The organism is Enterobacter sp. 118C5 (assembly GCF_034107645.1).
Lineage (GTDB): Bacteria > Pseudomonadota > Gammaproteobacteria > Enterobacterales > Enterobacteriaceae > Enterobacter > Enterobacter nematophilus.
The window spans coordinates 958,290-975,625 of sequence record NZ_JAWNEU010000001.1 but is presented as its reverse complement, the minus strand read 5'-3'; the positions used below and the strand labels follow the sequence as shown (position 1 = coordinate 975,625).

The 17,336-nt window shown below is 57.1% G+C and carries 18 protein-coding genes; 14 read left to right on the top strand and 4 right to left on the bottom strand.

The window, feature by feature from the left end:
* Nucleotide 1 precedes the first annotated feature (1 nt).
* The 5 genes from sufC (at nucleotide 2) to UTO39_RS04570 (ending at nucleotide 4,752) form a co-directional block, all read left to right on the top strand.
* Nucleotides 2-748, top strand: a complete 747-nt coding sequence (gene sufC, locus UTO39_RS04590; protein WP_116340441.1) for a Fe-S cluster assembly ATPase SufC — start codon at nucleotides 2-4, stop codon at nucleotides 746-748.
* A complete protein-coding gene (gene sufD, locus UTO39_RS04585) occupies nucleotides 723-1,994 on the top strand; it encodes a Fe-S cluster assembly protein SufD (RefSeq protein WP_320726586.1) in 1,272 nt (423 codons plus the stop codon). Before sufC ends, sufD begins: the two co-directional genes overlap by 26 nt.
* Nucleotides 1,991-3,211, top strand: coding sequence for a cysteine desulfurase SufS (gene sufS, locus UTO39_RS04580; protein WP_151413247.1), 1,221 nt, complete (start codon nucleotides 1,991-1,993; stop codon nucleotides 3,209-3,211). Before sufD ends, sufS begins: the two co-directional genes overlap by 4 nt.
* Nucleotides 3,212-3,224: 13 nt before the next feature.
* Nucleotides 3,225-3,641, top strand: a complete 417-nt coding sequence (gene sufE, locus UTO39_RS04575; protein ID WP_028012869.1) for a cysteine desulfuration protein SufE — start codon at nucleotides 3,225-3,227, stop codon at nucleotides 3,639-3,641.
* Nucleotides 3,642-3,738: 97 nt separating this feature from the next.
* Nucleotides 3,739-4,752 (top strand): L,D-transpeptidase family protein, encoded by a 1,014-nt coding sequence (locus UTO39_RS04570; RefSeq protein ID WP_061098455.1) that lies wholly within the window; start codon nucleotides 3,739-3,741, stop codon nucleotides 4,750-4,752.
* A 60-nt stretch (nucleotides 4,753-4,812) separates the two neighbouring features.
* Here UTO39_RS04570 and lpp read toward each other — a convergent pair whose 3' ends face one another.
* The 4 genes from lpp to UTO39_RS04550 all read right to left on the bottom strand — a co-directional run bounded on the left by lpp (nucleotide 4,813) and on the right by UTO39_RS04550 (nucleotide 9,676).
* The gene (gene lpp / locus UTO39_RS04565; RefSeq protein WP_001082307.1) at nucleotides 4,813-5,049 is read right to left on the bottom strand and encodes a murein lipoprotein Lpp; all 237 of its coding nucleotides are present in this window, start codon (nucleotides 5,047-5,049) and stop codon (nucleotides 4,813-4,815) included.
* 309 nt (nucleotides 5,050-5,358) lie between these two features.
* Nucleotides 5,359-6,771 carry a pyruvate kinase PykF gene (gene pykF / locus UTO39_RS04560; RefSeq protein ID WP_151413248.1) on the bottom strand — a complete coding sequence of 471 codons (1,413 nt, stop codon included), beginning with the start codon at nucleotides 6,769-6,771 and terminating at the stop codon, nucleotides 5,359-5,361.
* Between the two features lie 377 nt (nucleotides 6,772-7,148).
* Complete coding sequence (locus tag UTO39_RS04555) at nucleotides 7,149-8,294, bottom strand: PLP-dependent aspartate aminotransferase family protein (protein ID WP_266178213.1); 1,146 nt, start codon at nucleotides 8,292-8,294, stop codon at nucleotides 7,149-7,151.
* Between the two features lie 14 nt (nucleotides 8,295-8,308).
* A complete protein-coding gene (locus UTO39_RS04550) occupies nucleotides 8,309-9,676 on the bottom strand; it encodes a cystathionine beta-synthase (protein WP_320726585.1) in 1,368 nt (455 codons plus the stop codon).
* Between the two features lie 400 nt (nucleotides 9,677-10,076).
* On the opposite strand from UTO39_RS04550, the gene UTO39_RS04545 reads away from it, so the two are divergent.
* The 9 genes from UTO39_RS04545 (at nucleotide 10,077) to UTO39_RS04505 (ending at nucleotide 17,331) form a co-directional block, all read left to right on the top strand.
* On the top strand, nucleotides 10,077-11,099 hold the full coding sequence (locus tag UTO39_RS04545) for an ATP-binding cassette domain-containing protein (RefSeq protein ID WP_320726584.1): 1,023 nt from the start codon (nucleotides 10,077-10,079) through the stop codon (nucleotides 11,097-11,099).
* Nucleotides 11,092-11,760, top strand: a complete 669-nt coding sequence (locus UTO39_RS04540; RefSeq protein WP_008500617.1) for a methionine ABC transporter permease — start codon at nucleotides 11,092-11,094, stop codon at nucleotides 11,758-11,760. The genes UTO39_RS04545 and UTO39_RS04540 overlap by 8 nt, the downstream gene beginning before the upstream one ends.
* Before the next feature lie 22 nt (nucleotides 11,761-11,782).
* Entirely contained in the window at nucleotides 11,783-12,595 is an 813-nt protein-coding gene (locus tag UTO39_RS04535; protein WP_061098451.1) for a MetQ/NlpA family ABC transporter substrate-binding protein, read from the top strand.
* A 110-nt stretch (nucleotides 12,596-12,705) separates the two neighbouring features.
* The gene (gene fumD, locus UTO39_RS04530; protein WP_028012876.1) at nucleotides 12,706-12,915 is read left to right on the top strand and encodes a fumarate hydratase FumD; all 210 of its coding nucleotides are present in this window, start codon (nucleotides 12,706-12,708) and stop codon (nucleotides 12,913-12,915) included.
* A 118-nt stretch (nucleotides 12,916-13,033) separates the two neighbouring features.
* Complete coding sequence (locus UTO39_RS04525) at nucleotides 13,034-13,201, top strand: hypothetical protein (protein ID WP_061098450.1); 168 nt, start codon at nucleotides 13,034-13,036, stop codon at nucleotides 13,199-13,201.
* A 144-nt stretch (nucleotides 13,202-13,345) separates the two neighbouring features.
* The gene (locus UTO39_RS04520) at nucleotides 13,346-14,752 is read left to right on the top strand and encodes a DUF1996 domain-containing protein (RefSeq protein WP_320726583.1); all 1,407 of its coding nucleotides are present in this window, start codon (nucleotides 13,346-13,348) and stop codon (nucleotides 14,750-14,752) included.
* Between the two features lie 91 nt (nucleotides 14,753-14,843).
* Nucleotides 14,844-16,157: an ATP-binding protein gene (locus UTO39_RS04515; RefSeq protein ID WP_320726582.1), complete on the top strand. Its 1,314-nt coding sequence runs from the start codon at nucleotides 14,844-14,846 to the stop codon at nucleotides 16,155-16,157.
* Nucleotides 16,150-16,761, top strand: a complete 612-nt coding sequence (locus UTO39_RS04510; protein ID WP_151413252.1) for a LuxR C-terminal-related transcriptional regulator — start codon at nucleotides 16,150-16,152, stop codon at nucleotides 16,759-16,761. The genes UTO39_RS04515 and UTO39_RS04510 overlap by 8 nt, the downstream gene beginning before the upstream one ends.
* A gap of 90 nt (nucleotides 16,762-16,851) precedes the next feature.
* Nucleotides 16,852-17,331 carry a heme-binding protein gene (locus UTO39_RS04505; RefSeq protein WP_061098446.1) on the top strand — a complete coding sequence of 160 codons (480 nt, stop codon included), beginning with the start codon at nucleotides 16,852-16,854 and terminating at the stop codon, nucleotides 17,329-17,331.
* Nucleotides 17,332-17,336 lie beyond the last annotated feature (5 nt).

Sequence of the window (17,336 nt, the reverse complement as noted above, 5' to 3'; positions counted from 1 at the left end):
CATGTTAAGCATTAAAGATTTACAGGTTAGCGTGGAAGAGAAAGACATCCTGCGCGGTCTCAATTTTGACGTCAAGCCGGGTGAAGTTCACGCCATCATGGGGCCGAACGGCTCCGGGAAAAGTACGCTTTCAGCGACGCTGGCGGGACGCGAAGATTACGAAGTGACTGGCGGCTCGGTCGAATTCAACGGCAAAGATCTGCTGGAGATGTCGCCGGAAGACCGCGCGGGTGAGGGCATCTTTATGGCCTTCCAGTACCCGGTGGAAATTCCGGGCGTCAGCAACCAGTTCTTCCTCCAGACGGCGCTGAATGCGGTGCGCAAGTATCGCGGCCAGGAGGCGCTGGACCGCTTTGACTTCCAGGACCTGATGGAAGAGAAGATCAAGCTGCTCAAAATGCCGGAAGACCTGCTGACCCGCTCGGTCAACGTTGGCTTCTCCGGCGGTGAGAAAAAGCGTAACGACATCCTGCAGATGGCGGTGCTGGAGCCCGAGCTGTGCATTCTGGATGAGACGGACTCCGGTCTGGATATCGACGCCCTGAAGATTGTCGCCGACGGGGTGAACGCCCTGCGCGACGGCAAGCGTTCGTTCATTATCGTCACCCACTACCAGCGCATTCTGGACTACATCAAGCCGGACTACGTCCACGTGCTTTACCAGGGACGTATTGTGAAATCCGGTGATTTCACGCTGGTTAAACAACTGGAGGAGCAGGGCTATGGCTGGCTTACCGAACAGCAGTAATGCGCTCCAGCAGTGGCACAGGCTGTTTGAGGAGCAGGGGCATACGCGCTCCGAGCAGGCGCAGCAGCACCTGCAGCAGATGCTGCGTCTCGGCCTGCCGACGCGTAAGCATGAGAACTGGAAATACACCCCGCTCGACGGCCTGCTGAACGGCGAGTTTGTGACGCGTCTGGCGGAGATTGACCCGGCCCGGCGCGACGCCCTGGCGCTGACGGTGGATGCGGTGCGTCTGGTCTTCGTCGACGGCGTCTGGCGCCCTGAACTGAGCGACGACGCCCAGGAAAGCGGGTTCGATATCATCATTAACGACGATCGCCAGAGCCTGAGCGCCCCGGTTCAGCCGGAAGTATTTCTCCACCTGACCGAGAGCCTGGCCCGCAGCGTGACGCATATCCGCGTGAAGCGTAACCAGCGCCCGGTAAAACCGCTGCTTCTGATGCACATCACCCAGGGACTGGACGGCGATGAAATTAATACCGCGCACTATCGCCATCACCTTGAGCTGGCGGAGGGGGCGGAGGCCACGGTAATCGAGCACTACGTCAGTCTCAACGAAACCCGCCACTTTACCGGGTCGAGGCTGACGATGAACGTCGCCGCGAATGCGCAGCTTCACCACATTAAGCTGGCGTTTGAGAATCCGCAGAGCCACCATTTTGCCCATAACGATATCCTGCTGGGCCAGGATGCCGCGGCGTACAGCCACAGCTTTCTGCTCGGCGGCGCGGTGCTGCGCCACAACACCAGCACGCAGCTTAACGGAGAAAACACTACGCTGCGCATCAACAGCCTGGCGATGCCGGTCAAATCAGAAGTGTGCGACACGCGCACCTGGCTTGAGCACAACAAAGGCTACTGCAACAGCCGCCAGCTGCACAAAACCATCGTCAGCGATAAAGGGCGGGCGGTGTTTAACGGCCTGATTAACGTGGCCCAGCACGCCATCAAAACCGACGGGCAGATGACCAACAACAATCTGCTGCTGGGGCGCCTGGCGGAAGTTGACACCAAGCCGCAGCTGGAGATCTACGCCGACGACGTAAAATGCAGCCACGGCGCGACGGTCGGGCGGATCGACGATGAGCAAATGTTCTACCTGCGCTCGCGCGGCATCGACCGGCAGGCGGCGCAGAAAATGATCATCTACGCCTTTGCGGCGGAGCTTACGGAAGCGCTGCACGATGGCGTATTGAAGCAGCAGGTGCTGGCCCGCATTGGTCAGCGTCTGCCCGGAGGCGAAGCATGAGTTTTCCCGTAGAAAAAGTGCGGGCCGATTTCCCGGTTCTGACCCGTGAAGTGAACGGCCTGCCGCTGGCCTATCTTGACAGCGCGGCCAGCGCGCAGAAGCCGAATCAGGTGGTGGATGCGGAAGCCGAGTTTTACCGCCACGGCTACGCCGCCGTGCATCGCGGTATTCATACCCTGAGCGCCGAGGCGACCCAGCGCATGGAAAACGTGCGCACGCAAATTGCAGCCTTCCTCAATGCGCGCCTGCCGGAAGAGCTGGTGTTTGTGCGCGGCACCACCGAGGGGATTAACCTTGTCGCCAACAGCTGGGGAAACGCCCAGGTGCGCGCGGGGGATAACATCATCATCACCCAGATGGAGCACCACGCCAATATTGTGCCGTGGCAGATGCTCTGCGAGCGTGTCGGCGCGCAGCTGCGGGTCGTTCCGTTGAACGAAGACGGCACGCTGCAGCTTGAGCAGCTTGACGCCCTGCTGGACGACAGGACGCGGCTGGTGGCGGTCACCCAGGTCTCTAACGTGCTGGGCACCGAAAACCCGGTGGCAGAGATTATCGCAAAAGCCCATCAGGCCGGCGCGAAGGTGCTGATTGACGGCGCGCAGGCGGTGATGCACCACGCGGTGGACGTGCAGGCGCTGGACTGCGATTTCTACGTATTTTCCGGGCATAAGCTCTATGGGCCTACTGGGATCGGCGTGCTGTATGTGAAAGAGGACATCCTGCAGGCGATGCCGCCGTGGGAAGGGGGGGGATCGATGATCGCCACCGTCAGCCTGACGGAAGGGACGACCTACGCCCGAGCGCCGTGGCGTTTCGAGGCGGGCACCCCCAATACCGGTGGGATTATCGGCCTGGGGGCGGCGGTGTCTTACGTCTCAGCAATCGGCCTGGACGCCATCCAGGAGTACGAACAGCTGCTGATGCACTACGCGCTGCAGGAGCTTGCCAGCGTGCCGGATCTTACCCTGTATGGCCCGGCTGACCGGCAGGGCGTAATTGCGTTTAACCTGGGGAAACACCACGCCTATGACGTGGGCAGCTTCCTCGATAACTACGGCGTGGCCGTCCGGACCGGGCACCACTGCGCCATGCCGCTGATGGCCTTTTACCAGGTTCCGGCAATGTGCCGCGCATCGCTGGTGATGTATAACACAATGGAAGAGGTCGACAGGCTGGTGGCGGGGCTTAAGCGCATTCACCAGCTGTTGGGCTAAGAAGAGGCAAAAGATGGCAGAACTGCCGGACAGAGACAAATTGCTGCGCAACTTTGGGCGTTGTGCAAACTGGGAAGAGAAGTACCTTTACATCATCGAGCTGGGGCAGCGTCTGCCGCCGCTCGGAGAAGAGGCGCATAACCCGGAAAACATTATTCAGGGCTGCCAGAGCCAGGTGTGGATCGTGATGGAGCAGTCTGATGACGGCACAATCGCACTGCACGGCGACAGCGATGCGGCCATTGTAAAAGGGCTGATTGCGGTGGTCTTTATTCTTTACCACCGGATGTCGGCGCAGGATATTGTCGCGTTCGATGTCCGCCCGTGGTTTGAAAAAATGGCCCTGACCCAACACCTCACCCCGTCCCGCTCCCAGGGGCTGGAAGCGATGATTCGCGCCATTCGCGCCAAAGCTGCAATCCTTAGCTAGACTTACAGAACAGCATTCATTCTGTTTCGCGAGGTGGTTCCCGCCTCGCTGGTTTTTCAGCTTTCTGGCATCCTGCCAGTGAATAAGGAATCTCAGCATGAAGCGCGCGTCTCTAATAACTCTATTACTCCTCAGTTCGCTCGGTACGTTTAATTCGGCCCGCGCGATGGACTATCCGTTGCCGCCCGCAGGCAGCCGCCTGATTGGGCAAAATCAAACCTACACGATACAGGAAGGGGATAATAAGCTTCAGACCATCGCCCGTCGGTTTAATACCGCGGCGCAGGTGATCCTTGAAACGAACAATACCATTGCGCCGGTAAACCCCGCACCGGGTACCGTTATCACCATCCCGTCGCAGATGCTGCTGCCGGATACGCCCCGCGAGGGCATTGTGGTGAACCTGGCCGAGCTTCGGCTCTACTACTTCCCGCCGGGAGAAAATATTGTCCAGGTATTCCCGCTCGGCATCGGACAGCTGGGGCTGGAAACGCCGGTAAGCACCACCCGCGTTAGCCAAAAAATACCTAATCCAACCTGGACGCCAACGGCGGGCATCCGAGCGCGTTCCCTGGCCCAGGGAATTAAATTGCCTCCCGTCGTCCCGGCAGGACCAAATAACCCGCTGGGGCGTTACGCACTGCGTCTGGGTATTGGTAATGGGGAATATCTTATTCACGGCACCAGCGCGCCGGACAGCGTAGGCCTGCGCGTCAGTTCCGGCTGTATGCGAATGAACGCCCCGGATATTAAAGCCCTGTTTGAGCAGGTGCGGGTCGGCACGCGGGTACAAATTATCAATGAGCCGGTCAAATTCTCGGTTGAGCCGGACGGCAAGCGCTATATTGAGGTCCACCGTCCGCTGGCGCAGGTGGAAGGCGAGAACCCGCAAATTTCGCCCATTACCCACTCCGCAGACTTTGCCGCCTTTGTTTCTCAGTCCGGAAGCGATAAAGCGCTTATTGATAAAGCGCTGGCGCGCCGTGCGGGGATCCCGGTGGTTGTATCCGCGGGCAGCGGTCCGTCGGCCAGCAACAGCGTGTTGTCAGTGCAGAACAGCCGGGTGTCTGCTGCGGTAGCAGAAGAGGAAGGGGAGAAGGTAACGCAGTAGGGGTTTGACGCAGGCAAAAAAAATGGCGCACAATGTGCGCCATTTTATTAACAGGTACTATTACTTACGGTATTTAGTAGCCTGGTTGTCCAGACGCTGGTTAGCGCGAGCTGCGTCGTCTTTAGCAGCCTGAACGTCGGAACGCATTGCGTTCACGTCGTTGCTCAGCTGGTCAACTTTAGCGTTCAGAGTCTGAACGTCAGAAGACAGCTGATCGATTTTAGCGTTGCTGGAGCAACCAGCCAGCAGAGTAGAACCCAGGATTACCGCGCCCAGTACCAGTTTAGTACGATTCATTATTAATACCCTCTAGATTGAGTTAATCTCCATGTAGCGTTACAAGTATTACACAAACTTTTTTGGGTTGAGAATATTTTTTTGATGGGAATACGCCTATTTTTGATCGTTCGCTCAAAGAAGCATCGAATCAGTGCGTTTTGAGTAAAAAGCTATGTAAAAAAAGGCATTTTTCATCGGATTCATCTTAGATAAATCGCATTTAAATAGAAAAACCCGATTTGCTTTTTGAATGAATTTGGCTAATACCGCTAATAAAAAAAGCACCCATTGGGCGCTTTTTATCAAATTTAATTCGTTCGTGAATTATTACAGCACGTGAACGGAGGCAGTGTTGGTTGTTCCGCTTGGTACCAGTGCACCAGAAACCATCACAACAACGTCGCCTTTCTGCGCCAGACCGCTTTCCAGAGCCATTGCTTTACCCTGAATGTAGAAATCGTCAGTAGAGGCGATCTCTTTGACCAGGTGCGCAACCACGCCTTTGCTCAGCACCAGCTGACGTGCGGTGGTTTCGTTGGTGGTCAGGGCCAGGATGGTGGCATCCGGGAAGTATTTACGCACTGCGCGCGCAGATTTACCGCCCTGAGTCGCAACCACAATCAGTGGCGCTTCCAGTTTCTCAGCGGTTTCTACCGCACCGCGGCATACTGCTTCGGTGATGCGCAGCTTGCGGCTGTCGTTGTTGAAGTCCAGACGGCTGGTCATCACGCGGTCTGTACGTTCGCAGATGGTCGCCATGATGCCGACCGCTTCCAGAGGGTATTTCCCTTTCGCGGATTCACCGGACAGCATCACTGCATCGGTACCGTCGAGGATGGCGTTCGCCACGTCGCCTGCTTCAGCGCGGGTAGGGCGTGGGTTTTTGATCATGGAGTCCAGCATCTGCGTAGCGGTGATAACCACTTTACGCGCGCGAACACATTTCTCGATCATCATCTTCTGCGCGAAGATCACTTCTTCAACCGGGATTTCAACGCCCAGGTCGCCACGTGCAACCATGATGCCGTCAGACGCTTCGAGGATTTCGTCGAAGTTGTTCAGGCCTTCCTGGTTTTCGATTTTGGAGATGATCTGGATCTTCTCGCCACCGTGGGCTTTCAGGTGCTCACGAATTTCAACCACGTCGGAACGCTTACGGATGAAGGACGCCGCAACGAAGTCAACGCCCTGTTCGCAGCCGAAGATCAGGTCCTGTTTGTCTTTCTCAGCCAGTGCTGGCAGCGCGATAGAAACGCCCGGCAGGTTAACGCCTTTGTTTTCGCCCAGGTCGCCGTTGTTCAGCACTTTACAGATAACTTTGTTACCTTCGATAGCGGTCACTTCCATACCGATCAGACCATCGTCGACCAGCACGGTGTTACCCACAGACAGATCGGTGGTGAAGCCTTCATAGGTTACCGCAACGATTTCGCTGTTACCGACAACGGATTTGTCGGTAGTGAAGGTGAAGGTCTGGCCCGCTTTCAGAGAGACGTCGTTACCGCCTTCCAGTTTGATGGTACGGATTTCCGGACCTTTGGTATCGAGCAGGATCGCCGCTTTTTTACCGGTCTTGCTCATCACGTTGCGCAAGTTCTGGATACGCTGACCGTGTTCCGCGTAGTCACCGTGGGAAAAGTTCAGACGCATCACGTTCATGCCGGCGTCCAGCATTTTGCTCAGCATCTCTTCGGATTCGGTTTTCGGGCCGATAGTACAAACAATTTTCGTCTTTTTCATGACAGTCTTAGTCTTTAAGTTGGGAAGGATATGGAAATCTCGCTCCGGGGGCGCACCGCCGCGGAGTCAAACCTGTGTTGCAAAAGAGTATATGACACGCACTAAGGATAGGAGACATCAAATGAGCGTGCAGAAGAAAGTGTGCCTGAGTGACAGCCCAACGAAGGAGAGGGGAAGTTTTAGGTTGTTTTTTGTATTCCAAGCGCTGAAACCATTCACCAGGGATTTGGCGCGCATTATACGCTGATTTTAAGATAAAAGGAAAATGGATACGGCGTTTCAGAATTAATCAATGCCGTTTCACATAATATTGTTATCAAGGCGTTAAGCCATGATGACAACTTTTGGCGGCAGGCGATCGACCTGCCGCATTTTGCCTATTTTTGCAGCGCCTGGCTGAGGTCGGCAATCAGGTCTTTCGGATCTTCAATGCCCACCGACAGGCGAATCAGCTGCGGCACAATACCGTTTGCCAGCCGTTGCTCCAGCGGAATCGAGGCGTGCGTCATGCTGTAGGGCTGGCTCACCAGGCTCTCCACGCCGCCCAGGCTTTCCGCGAGGGTGAACAGCTTCAGGTTGCGAATCACCTCGCTAGCGCGTTGCGCATCGCCTTTCACCACGACGGAAATCATCCCACCCGGCAGGGCCATCTGCGTGCGGGCAAGCTGATACTGCGGATGCGATTCCAGGCCGGGATAGAACACTTTTTCGACCAGAGGATGCTGCGCCAGCCATTGCGCAATCTCCAGCGCGTTGCTGCTGTGCTTTTCTACCCTCAGCGCAAGCGTGCGGATACCGCGCAGGGTCAGGAAGCTGCTAAAGGGATCCAGGACGCCGCCGACCGCGTTTTGCAGATAGCCAAGCTGGTCCGCCAGCGCCGGGTTATCACCCACCACCGCCAGCCCGGCCACCACGTCAGAGTGGCCGTTAAGGTATTTGGTGGCGGAGTGCACCACGATATCGAAACCCGACGCCAGCGGGCGGTGGATCGCCGGCGACGCGAAGGTGTTATCCGCCACGCTGATGACGTTATGACGCCGCGCGATAGCGGCAATGGCCGCCAGATCCGCCAGCTTCAGAAGCGGGTTGGTCGGCGTTTCCACCCACACCATGCGCGTGTCCGGGCGAATGGCGGCCTCAAGCCCGGCTAAATCGTCCGGCTTAACCCAGCTGACCCGCAGGCCGGTGCTGCGCTTGCGTACGTTTTCGATCAGGCGATACGTCCCGCCGTAAACGTCATCAATGGCGACGATATGGCTGTCTTTATCCAGCAGTTCGAGCACCGTGGAGATGGCGGCGAGACCGGAGGCAAAGGCGTAGCCGCGCGTGCCGCCTTCGAGCTCGGCGATGGCGGTTTCCAGCGCGTGGCGCGTAGGGTTGCCGCTGCGGGAATACTCATAGCCGGTATGCTCTCCGGGTGACGGTTGCGCAAACGTCGACGTGGCGTAAATCGGCGGCATGACGGCGCCGTGCTGGTCGTTAAACGCGCCGCTGTGGACGCTCAGGGTTGCCAGGTTTTTCATCGTTTAATCCTTTATTACTGTAGACGATTGCGCCACGCGGTCAGGACGTCGCTGCGCGTAATCAGGCCGAGAAAACGGTCATTGTCGTTAATCACGGCCACCAGACCGCGGTCGAAGATGGCGTGCAGGGCACTCTCCGGGGCGCGTTTGTCGAGGAATTCCACCTGACGGGTCATGGCCGCCGTGACCGGCAGGGCAAAGCGGTCGCCGTCGCCGCCGATATGCCGCAGCAGATCCCACTCGTCGATAATGCCCACCACCTTGCCGCTCTCAAGGACCGGCAGCTGGGAGATGTCATACAGGCGCATGCGTGCCAGCACGGTGGAAAGCGTGTCGTCCGGAGCGACAGTGACGGTGGCGCCTTCATCGTGGCGCAGGGCGATGTAGTCGGAGAGATCGCCCGCCTGAGGGCGCGTGATAAGCCCCTGCTGGCGCATCCAGTCGTCGTTGAACATCTTCGAGAGATATTTATTGCCGCTGTCGCAGGCGAAGGTCACCACGCGTTTAGGTATGGTCTGCGCCTGGCAGTATTTCAGCGCCGCCGCCAGCAGCGTGCCGCTGGAAGAGCCCGCCAGAATACCTTCCGTTTTCAGCAGCTCGCGTGCGGTGGTGAAGGCTTCCCGGTCGGTGATGCGCCAGGCGCGATTCACCCCTTCGATGTGGGCCAGCGGCGGAATAAAGTCTTCGCCAATTCCCTCTACCAGCCAGGAGCCCGCGTCGTGGTAGCGTCCGGTTTCGACCTGGTCGGCAAGAACCGACCCGGCGGGGTCAGCCAGGACAAACTCCGTGTGCGGCGAGTGCTCGGCGAACCACGCCTGCAGGCCGCCCAGCGTCCCGCCTGAACCGACGCCCACCACGATGGCGTCAATCCTGCCGTCAAGCTGCTCATACAGCTCCGGTGCCGTGGTGGTGCGGTGCGCCAGCGGATTGGCCTCGTTATTAAACTGGTCGATATAAAACGCGCCGGGCAGCTCGTTGGCCAGGCGCCGGGCGTAATCCTGGTAATAGGCGGGGTGGCCCTTGTTGACGTCGGAGCGGGTCAGCACCACCTGGGCACCCAGCGCGCGCAGGTGGAAAATCTTCTCGCGGCTCATTTTGTCCGGCACCACCAGGATCAGCGAGTAGCCTTTCTGGGCGGCGATCAGGGCCAGGCCGAGGCCGGTATTCCCCGCCGTTGCCTCAATAATTGTGCCGCCCGGCTGCAGCTGGCCGGTGCGCTCCGCTTCGTTAATCATCGACAGCGCAACGCGGTCTTTAATCGAGCCGCCGGGGTTCTGGTTTTCCAGCTTCAGAAACAGCGAGCAGGGGCCGGTATCAAGCTTATGCAGCTGGATCAGCGGCGTGCGGCCAATCAGTTCGGTGACGGAGTGGTAAATCGTCATGATGTTTTCCTTTCTGGATGTCATGACGGGATGATAGGGCGGTGAAATTTTCTCAATAAAGAACCATTCACTGCCGTTTAGAACAGAAAGGAATATAAATGCCGTTTTTGGATGTCAGGACAGCAAGACGTACAGTTGTCTGGATGTGAGGATGGCTATATCGGCATAAAATGCTGAAAAAATGACCGCTTTTACGGAAGGTAAGCCAGCACATATGCGTCTGGCAGATAATCATTGCTGAAATTAGTCTAAATACTTCCCGCCCGGCAAACTCGCTGTTTATTTCCGAAAGTTATAAGACATGCTTTTTTGTTCATTTCAAAGCTGATAACGCCTGTTTACTATCGTTTGGACATCCATACTGCTAAACCGCTATATGCGCAACGGATAACGTATAAGAATGATCGTACTCAGGAATATTTCGAAGGTTTTTGACAACGGAAAAGTCGCGCTGACCGCCGTTGATAACGTCAATTTGACGATAGACCAGGGACAAATTTACGGCATTATCGGCTACAGCGGGGCCGGGAAAAGCACGCTGATTCGCCTGCTGAACGGTCTGGAGAAACCCAGCGCCGGGAGCGTCACCATTAACGGGCAGGATATCTCCGCCGCAAAAGGTGAAGCGCTGCGCCAGGCGCGCCTGAAGATCAGCATGGTGTTTCAGCACTTCAACCTGCTGTGGTCGCGCACGGTGAGCGAGAACATTGCTTTCTCGATGCAAATCGCCGGTGTGCCAAAAGCTAACATTAAGGCGCGCGTCGCCGAACTGGTGGAACTGGTTGGCCTGAAGGGGCGCGAGAATGCGTACCCGTCGCAGCTGAGCGGCGGGCAAAAACAGCGCGTGGGGATTGCGCGCGCGCTGGCCAACAACCCCGACGTGCTGCTCTGCGATGAGGCCACGTCCGCGCTCGACCCGCAGACCACCGATCAGATCCTCGATCTGCTGCTGGACATTAACCGCCGCTTCAAACTCACCATCGTGCTGATCACGCACGAGATGCACGTGGTGCGCAAAATCTGCGACCGCGTGGCGGTGATGGAGAACGGTAAAGTCGTGGAAGAGGGCGACGTGCTGAGCGTCTTTACCCATCCACAGCAGCCCATCACCCGGCAGTTCGTCCGCCAGGTGAGTCAGTACGCAGAGGAAGAGACCTTCAATACCGAACTGGCAAACGATCTGGAAGGCACGGTGATCAGGCTGACCTTTACCGGGCACAGCACCCATAAGCCGATTGTCGGGGAATTAACCCTGCGCTACGGCCTGCCGTTTAACATCCTGCACGGAAAAATGACGCAAACCGCCCACGGTGTTTTCGGGCAGCTCTGGGTCCACGTGGTGGCCTCCGATGAACAACTGAACAATATCCTCACCGACCTGAAGCAAAGCGATATTGAAGGCGAGGTAATTAAACATGGCTGAGAATCTCTTTCCGCATCTCAAGTGGGATCAGCTCTGGGCTGCCACGCTGGAGACGCTGTATATGACCGCGCTTTCCGGCGTGGCGACCTTTGTTCTGGGCATCGTGCTGGGCCTGGCGCTGTTTTTAACCGCGCGCGGTGGCTTGTTCCACAACCGCACGGTCTACAGCGTCATTTCGATCGTGGTGAACGTGTTCCGCTCTATTCCGTTCATCATTTTAATCGTCCTGCTCATCCCGTTCACCAAGACCGTTGTCGGTACCATCCTTGGTGCTAACGCGGCGCTGCCGGCACTGATTGTCGGCGCCGCGCCGTTCTACGCGCGCCTGGTGGAGATCGCCCTGCGCGAAGTGGACAAAGGGGTCATAGAAGCAACGCGCTCGATGGGCGCACGACTGAGCACGCTAGTGTTTCGGGTTTTACTGCCGGAATCATCACCTGCACTGGTTTCAGGTATTACGGTGACGCTGATTGCGCTGGTGAGCTACAGCGCAATGGCGGGGGTGATTGGCGCCGGCGGTTTGGGAAATCTGGCTTATCTGGAAGGATTCCAGCGCAACCATGGTGACGTCACGCTGGTGGCAACGGTGACCATTTTAATCATCGTTTTCATTATCCAGTTCTGCGGCGATGTCATTACTTCACTGTTAGATAAACGCTAATAAAACACACAGGAACCACATCATGAAAAAGACACTGACGCTGATCGCCGCCGCCACCCTGAGCGCCCTGAGCTTCGCCTCCTGGGCCGACACCCTGACCGTGGGCGCGTCCAACACCCCACACGCCGAAATTCTGGAGCAGGCCAAGCCGATTCTGGCGAAGCAGGGTATCGATCTGGAGATTAAACCGTTCCAGGACTACATTCTGCCCAACACCGCGCTGGCCGGACGTGACATCGACGCCAACTACTTCCAGCACATCCCTTACCTGAACAGCGTCCTGAAGGATCACGCGGGGGATAAGGACTACGATTTTGTCAGTGCGGGCGCGATCCACATTGAGCCAATCGGCATCTACTCCAAAAAATACAAATCCCTGAAGGACCTGCCGGAAGGCGGCAAGATCATCATGCGTGATGCGGTTTCCGAAGAAGGCCGTATTCTCTCCATCTTCGAAAAAGAGGGCGTGATCAAGCTGAAGCCGGGCATCGACAAAGTGACGGCGCGCATCAGCGATATCGTTGAGAACCCGAAAAAGCTGAAGTTCACGCCGAACGTGGAAGCGTCCCTGCTGCCGCAGATGTACAACAACGACGAAGGCGACGCGGTGGTGATTAACGCCAACTACGCGATTGACGCCGGTCTGGACCCGGTTCATGACCCGATTGCGGTAGAGAGCGGTGAAAACAACCCGTACGCCAACATCATTACCGTGCATCGCGGCGACGAGAAGAAGAAAGACATCGTCGCGCTGGTGAACGTGCTGCACTCCAAAGAGATTCAGGACTGGATCCGTACCAAATACAAAGGCGCGGTCATTCCAGTAAACAACTAATTATTTGATTTTACAGATGAAGCCCGGCGAGATCCTCGCCGGGCTTCTTTTTTGTATCCGGGGGGAGAATCATTTAAGCTCAACGTTTAACAGGCAATGGAGTGATGACGATGGGTAACGTGACCAAAGATGAAGCGCTGTACCAGGAGATGTGCCGGGTGGTCGGAAAGGTGGTGCTGGAGATGCGTGATTTAGGGCAGGAGCCGAAGCATATTGTCATTGCGGGCGTGCTGCGAACCGCGCTGGCGAACCAGCGCATCAAGCGCAGCGCACTGACAACCGAAGCGATGGAAACGGTGGTTAAGGCGCTGGCCGGGTAAGGCGTCAGCGTTTCGCATGTTACTCAGATCCTGCATATCAACAGTCGTTATTGTTATTTCCTCTCCCTGATGGAGGCGTGTTTTACTGAACTCAGGTAAAGCGAGAGGGGTAAAGACGATGAAAAAATGGATCGGCACGCTACGGCGGTTTTTTGCGACCCGGCCCGCGAATGCGGAGAACAGCGCGCAGCGTGTTCTTGAGTCAATACTGCCTGTTGCCAGCCTCTATGGCGTGGACGTCGCCAACATAGACCCGGAGTGGTTCCATGATAAAACGCCACGCTGAACTTCGCCGCACGCGCGAAACGTACTGGAATGAGCTGTGCGTGATGCGTGTAAAGCAGGGATGAACGGAAAAATACGCGGGCAAATCCTCGGTAAACCGTAGCCGTTTTGTTACCAATATCTCCTTTCTCAGAAGGAGATGATAATGAAACGGATAATACTCACCCCGGCACTTTCTGCCACCGCACTACTGATTGCCATGCAGGCGGCACACGCTGCGCCACAGGCGCACGTCGTCTGCGGTTACTCACACACGCTCGGCGACGATGCCATTATGATGTACGGCATGCCCAATGAGGCCATGCTCCACGATTTTTTTGGCAACGTGCAAACGGATGCCTTCTCCAGCCGCGAATCGCTGCGTACGCATGAAAAGACCACCTGCGATAATAAAGCAGACAGCTCGGCCTACTGGGCACCCTCTCTGAAATTGCCTGACGGAACGGTGGTCAAACCTGCCTATCAAAAAACCTATTATCAGGCATCGAACGTGGACGCCTGGCCGCTGCACCCGTTCCCGGCGGGGCTATCGCTGCTGGCGGGCGATCATCACGGCACCGAGCCGAATCCACATATCACCTTCCTGTGCGCTAACGGCCACGGCTACACCACCAAAACGGGTGAGGTCTGCGGCTTACGCAAGGCGAACGATGCCGTGCAGTTTAATATCGGCATTCAGTTTCCAAACTGCTGGGATGGGGTAAATCTTAAGCCCGCCCACGGTCTGGTCAACGCCACCTACGACACCAAAGGGCAGTGCCCGTCCGACTTCCCGGTGAAAATTCCCACCGTGAACATGAACATTGCGTACGTGCTCCCGACGATTAGCTCGCTCGATACCAGTAAAGCGCAGCTTTCCCTCGACCCCATCATGCACGGCGACGAGCGTGAAGAGCGGTGGGGGAGCCTGTATACGGCGCATGCTGACTTTATGAACGGCTGGACGGAAGACGCCGCGCGCTTTATGACCGACCTGTGCATGAACCGCGGGCTGGACTGCGGCACCACCGTTCCGTACGGTTATTCAAAGGCGAAGGCCAACGTCTGGCTCAGCAGCCTGGAGCCAGCGCTTTCCCAGCCCGATCCCCAGGCCCTGCTGGTGCAGGATAACTGGCAAAACGGCGGACGCACGAAAAACAGCGAAACGCTGTCGCTGGTGAAGTTCCACATTCCCCCGCTGCCAGCCGGACAGGATCCGTCGCAGTTTAAATACCGCGTGCGGATTTATGGCGGGAAAGTGGAAACCAACGGCGCGGATCAAATCTTCTTCTATCCGGCAAGCAACGACTGGGATCCGGCCAGCGTGAGCTGGCAGTCGCGGCCAGCCTGTAACTACCGTTCGGATGCGGTGCTTTACCTTAACCACTCCCGCGAATACCGGATAGTGGACGTGGATAAAGCGGTGCGCAAGGCGCTGGCAGAAGGGAAAACCGAGATTTCGTGGTACATCGGCGGCGATCGTCAGGGAAATCACTATCAGTTTGAGACGGCATCCTCCCCGCAAAGCCTGATCCTGATGCTGACCGGCTTTAGCAAAACGCCGGAGATCTGATCGCGCCGCGTTTTTTTGTTCTCATCATCGTTAACTGGTAATGTCGTCAGTCTGAATGACAGTGCCAGTTAACGCTATGAGCATAAAAAAGATGATAAAGCGCAGCATCGCGCTGTGGGTGCTAGTCTGCCTGATAAGCGGCGTGCTGCTGTATGCGGAACAGATACGCCGCCAGTTCTGGGAGCGCGATCGCGAGTTTACCGCGCTGTATTCGGCGATCGGCGCCGTTCTGACGCAAAACGAGTCGGTGCTTCCGCTTCTGACCGGCGATGAAGATATCACCGCGTTACGCAAAAAATTCCCCCATATTAAGGCCCTGGAAAAAACTAACGGTCGCGCGCTCGACGCGGCCCGCGTTGAGCCGTTTCGCGGCGTTCAGTACTGGCTATACAACCCGTGGCGGCAGATCCGCGTCCTGATCGACTTAAGCGCGCTGCTTGCGCCGAGCCATAGCTTTGCAGAGCTGCATCTGAACCTCTCGAATAACGATCGGCCGTGGTCTACAGACGCTTTCTGGCACTGGCAGCGCACCTTCCCGCAGCATACTCAGCCCTTTACTCTCTCTGCCGCGGCAGATCCGGACTGGTTCAGAGTCTCCTGGCTGGCGTATCCGCTGCTCTTTCTGACGTGGGGGATGGTGATTGCGGGGGCGGGAACCGTGCTCTGGCAGCGCAAACAGCGCCAGCAGGCCGAGCAGCGTGCAATATATTATCAGCATGCCAGGCTTAACACGCTGGGGGAGATCACCGCGGGCATCGTCCATGAAATCAACCAGCCGCTGACCGCCGTGCAAACCTGGATCCAGGGGGCGCAGCGACAGCAGCAGCAGGATAACCCGCAGGCCGTGTCGCAGGCGCTCGCGGCCGCGCTGCTGCAAACGCAGCGTATCAGCGCCTTGCTGACGCGGTTTCGCGAGCATGTTGTTCAGGAGAAGGTGACCCTGCGCGAAACCGATCTGGTGCAGTGCTGGCTGCAGGTGGAGAATTTACTGGAGCACGAGCTTAAATCCCGGCGTATCGCGGTCATCCATGTATTTGCTGTGGATGCTACGACCGTGCTGGCGGACCGACTCTGGCTGGAGCAGATCCTGCACAATCTGCTCAGCAATGCGATTCAGGCGCAGCAGGAGAGCACGCACGGCTGGGTGCGAATCGACAGTCAGAAAAATGAGAAGGGCATTCTGGTTACCCTGACCGACGGCGGGCCCGGGTTTAGCCCGGATGCTCTGCAGAACGCATTTATGCCATTCTTTAGCGGACGCCCCGGCGGAATTGGGCTGGGGATGACGTTAACGGAAACGTTGATAACGCGCATGAACGGCTCGATTACCCTGGGCAATGCCCCGCAGGGTGGGGCGCAGGTCCGCTTGCAGCTGGCAGCAGGAGAGGAGACAAAGCATGGATAAGGTTGTCTGGCTCATCGATGACGACGAGTCCATCAGAGAATCCCTGGCGTTTTTACTGTCGGGAATGGGCTGGCAGGTTAAGACGTTTGAGAGCGTCGAAGCCTTTACGAAAACGCAGGACGGTCAATCGGCGCTTGTCGGCTGTCTGCTGCTGGATATGCGCATGCCGGGCAAAGGCGGGCTGACGTGGCTGGAAGAGGGCGAATGGCCCTGGCCGCTGCTGCCGGTGATTATTATGACCGGGCACGGAACGATCGACGCCTGCCGGCGCGCGTTTCGCAACGGCGTGTTTGAGTTTTTCACCAAGCCGTTAGACGCCGATAAGCTAATCGAAACGGTTGGGCTGGCCTTTGAGGAGAGCCAGCGACGGTCTGCCGCCTGGCAGGATATTTCGCAGATCAAAGCACGCTTTGAACAGCTAACCGCGCGGGAGCACGAGGTGTTGACCGTACTGATGGAAGGGTGCAGTAACAAAGAGGTGGCTGCACGTCTGAATCTTTCCCCGAGAACCGTGGAAGCGCACCGCGCGGCGGCGTTTGCCAAGCTCGGCGTCACCAGCCTGGTACAGGCGAGCCGGGCGTACGACAAATTGCAATCCGTATAACTACCAGGTGGAGTGCGTAATGAACCGAATTACGTTTCGTTGTGCAGTTAAGTAACCTTTGAGATGTCAAACAACACTCGAGGAAGTGCAATGAAAAAAGTAATGATGGTTGCGGCACTGGTCGCGGGTAGCGTAAGTCTGGCCGCGCAGGCCGAGACGTTGACCCAAAAGAATCTCTCTCTGGCGCAGGCTAACGCGCTGGCAACATCCGCCATTCAGTCCTGTGCAGCGAAAAATTACCAGGTCGCGGTTACGGTGGTTGACCGTGCGGGCGTGGTGAAAGCGGTGCAGCGTATGGATAACGCCGGTCCTCACACGGTAAAAGCCAGCGAAATGAAAGCGTTTACGGCGCTTAGCGCAAAGAATGCGTCAGGCAAAGTGATGGAAGCGGCGCAGAGCAATGCGGGCGCACAGAATATGCGTGATATTCCAGGCTTCCTGCTGCTGGCAGGTGGACTGCCGGTAAAAGAAGGCGATGAGGTGATTGGGGCGATCGGCATCGGCGGTGCGCCGGGCGGTCATCTTGATGAAGCCTGCGCTCAGGCGGCCATTGACGGGCTGAAAAAGTAATAAAA